A 3,714-nucleotide genomic window follows, 5' to 3' on the forward strand; every position below is an offset into this window, starting at 1 on the left:
CTTGCTTACCTGTGTTTCTTCGCCTTGAGTATCAGGAGTTATATTTTTTACAGTATTCTTTGTTTCATCATAAGTACTGTCCTTATCCACTCCGACACGAATATAGTATTTTCCTTCTTCTTCGTTCCACGGAATGTATTTGTAGCTGTCACTGTCAAGTATTTCGCCGTATACATACTTAATATTATCCGCCGTAATATCCTCCGATATTTCGCAATCAGCTGCCAATACAACAGACTTTTTACCGTATAAAGAACTGAAATCTGTTTTTAGAGTTATATAGTTGTCCTCTGCCTCTGACTTAATCTTACCGAACGTTTTAAACGGTGCAATCGGCTGCATATCGGTTAAATTATCTACTACATATATCGCATATGCCGTTGTATTATCTGCCAAAGCCAAATTGACATTTACCGTTGTTTTGCCGTTTATTTCAGCTTTATTCATAGCTGTTGATACCGCATTGCCGTCCTTATCATAGCCGACAGTAAATACAACCGCATTTTGTGTATTTTCGGTTAAGCCGATTAAATCAACAGTCTTTACAGTATTATTTTCCACTGACACATTACCTACAACTGCCTTTGGCTCATATGTCTTGTCAATACCGCTGACTTCCGTATCTTCCGTTACGGTTGATGTTTCTTTTGTTGTGTTATATGTTGTGTTGTAGCTTTCAGGTGCGCCGAAATACGAATTTATATTATTCTTAGAAAGCACCATTTTGTCTATGACTACGCCTGTTGACACATTGTACACTCTTACAGTATGATACCCCGCCTCAGAAACATTAATCTTTGTTGTAAGCTTTTCACTGTTGCACAATACGCCTTTTGACCATGCGTCCGTCTTGCTCCTGCTTCCGCTGTATTTATTAGTCCCGCTTAACACGATAGGAGTACCGTCATCTGTCGCTACCGCCAAACGCATAGTTCCGCGTTCATTGAGAGTAGGCATACGATAAACGTCCAATGTGTATGAACCTGCATTTGTGAAGTAAACCTTGTACTCCATATATGCCGCTGAATTGGTCAAATTACTTTCCTTTGCATTAGAGGCTGTTTCAGGATAAGCTTTCATTGTGTTTCCGCTTCTGCCGAAGTCTTTCTCTTCTTTCCATTCATAGCCGTTTACATCAAATTTATCTGTGTAGTGTTCAGATTCTATCGAAACAACTCCGCCTGCCTCAACATATGTTTTTTCAGAAATTTGTTCTGTCGGATTTTCGATTGTTACGGCAATCTGCTTTGTATCAACAACATTATCACCTATTTTTTGCTCAACGGTAACCGTTGCATTGCTTACTCCGTCTGCCGCCTTTGATTTATCAACGCTTATATGCACTCTGTCACTGCCGTATGACTTTCCGCTTGTCTTGTCAAATACAAGTGCATTTGAGTCTGACGTAATTTCATAGTCAAGTCCGCCGTAACCTTTGTTAATTACGTCAATAAATTTATCATATGTATCATAAGTTGAAACTGTCATAGTCGGATTATCCGAATAATCCATCTGCGAATCGGTCATTACCGCAAGTTCGGTATAATCAAGCGCTGATACTTTCGGTGCGTTAAGTTCTGTAGTTATATGTGCGTCACAACCTTGCAATTTTGACGGATTGTTATTCATAATGTTATTCCACTTGCCGTCCAGCATAGAGTTGTAATAAGCCATATCCGTATTGATTTGCTTAACCGCATTATCAGCTTCTTCAGCATACTTATTAGCCGCCGCACCTCTGTTTTGGCTTACATACAGATTTGCTCTGTCGGTCTGTACATAGTCGATAGCCATATTTGTTGCGGTACGTATAGGGTACAATGCAAGTTCAAAGAATGACGCTTGCTTATCTGTCGGAAGTTTTTCGTATAGCTTTTCCGCTCTTGCACAAATATCTTTATATTCGTTTATATATCTTTCACCCTCATCACCGTATGCAGTCATCGAGAAATCACCTGTTCTTAAAAATTCAGGTCGCTTTGCGTTTGCAATTTCATAATACTTATCCATTATATCAGCATATTCTTTTGCGTCCGTTTCATTCATATTAAAATCACGTTTTGCGTTCTGCTCATATATTGAAGATATTTCTGTATTTGATGTTGACCATACGTTTTTAGCCAAATCGGCAAAGTATTCAATTTCTTTTTCAGCCGGTTTCAAGTCACCTACGTTTAATATCCAAACCTTATTTGCACCCATGTCATATGACTTTTTAAGTTCTTCACGAATAAGTCCCGGCTGTGTGCTTGAAAGCCACAGATAACTCGTAGGATAACCGTAATAAGAAATATGATAGTAGATACCTGTTTTACCCGCTCTTGCACGTTCCGCATCGTCCGCATTTTGACGTACATATCCGTAGTTGTCATCTGTCCACATAATTGTTACATCATCAGGAATTTTTAACGCTCCTGTGTTGTATATCGCTTGTACGTCTTTATACGGAATGAATATTTGAGGTATATCCTCGATTTTACGACCGTCTGTGCAAAGTTCTTCTTCAAGAATTTTTCTTTGTGTTGCAATAATTTCGTTTAATGCGGTTGTCGTGTCCATATTTGTTGAGAATGAACCGTCATGAACACCACGCATACCAAGTGTATAGATATTTTCGTAACTGCCGTTTGTCTTTACACTGTCACGCCAGTAATCAGCCAAAAACTCCTTATTATCAACCGCATTACCGTCACCGTCATGATCAGTCCACATATATGAAACCGATCTGCCGCTGTCGTCCTTTGTATTGATGTACAGCTTTTTGTCAGGGTGATCCGCAAGCCATTGTTGCTGATACGGATAAAGTTCACCAAGGTTATTTCTCAAAAGCGGCTCAGCGTGTGAGGATCCCATAACTATACCGTATTTATCGGCAAGCACCGCATTTTCGGCGTCCAAATGGAATGCGTTTGAATACTGGTGCATCGCAGGCCATAGAGTGTTAGCCTTTAAACGAAGAATAAGCTCGTATATCTTTTCATACGTTTCCTTATTCATATTTCCGTCACCCATTGAGGTTGACCATTGGTTTAAATTGTATTCATCATTTAAGAAAATTCCTCGATACTGAACACTCGGCTCATCTTCCGTATATCCCTCTTTAGGAAGATTGATATATAATTCGTCCGCTTTTTCGGGCTTTACGTCCGCCCACCATTTCCATGGTGACACACCGATTTTTTCACAGAAATCATATATGCCGTAAATCGTACCGCGTTTATCCGAACCGGCAATAATAAGATTACCGCCGTTTTCTTGAACGGTAAAACTTTCCCACTTATCCTTTATTTCTGAAACGTCAATCGCTCCCATTTCCGCAAGTGAATCTATCGCCTTACTGTTTCCGAGTGTACCGACTATAATATTTGCATCGCTCCAATCGGTATCTGCCGGCATAGTCGCTTTCGGTGTTTCGGTATATGTATAGCTGTTTGCAATCGGCGTAACAGTCAATTTGTCATTTTCTGTTTTCCACACAAATGCTTTTACCGTTTTACCGTCAAAACTCGGAAGTTCTTTAAAATGTGCCGTTCCGTTTGTACTGTTTATGTTGTCCTCCGATATAAGCACCTTTTCTATCGTTCCGTCAGTGTTGTACACCGCAATAATACCCTTACCGTTTTCCGTAAGCAACTTGTAACCGTCAACAGACATACTTGCCGATGAAATATTAATGCCAGAAATTTTCACTTCATCTGACATTGACTGAATATC

At 39.7% G+C, this 3,714-nt stretch carries 1 protein-coding gene; it reads right to left on the reverse strand.

Going from position 1 to position 3,714, the window contains the following annotated elements:
• Window positions 1-3,714, reverse strand: a 3,714-nt coding sequence (locus ACLTU0_RS11240) for a glycosyl hydrolase 115 family protein (protein ID WP_412322523.1), incomplete at both ends; no start/stop codon positions are given.

The sequence above is a fragment of the Hominilimicola sp. genome (genome assembly GCF_046972485.1).
Lineage (GTDB): Bacteria > Bacillota > Clostridia > UBA1381 > UBA1381 > Hominilimicola > Hominilimicola fabiformis.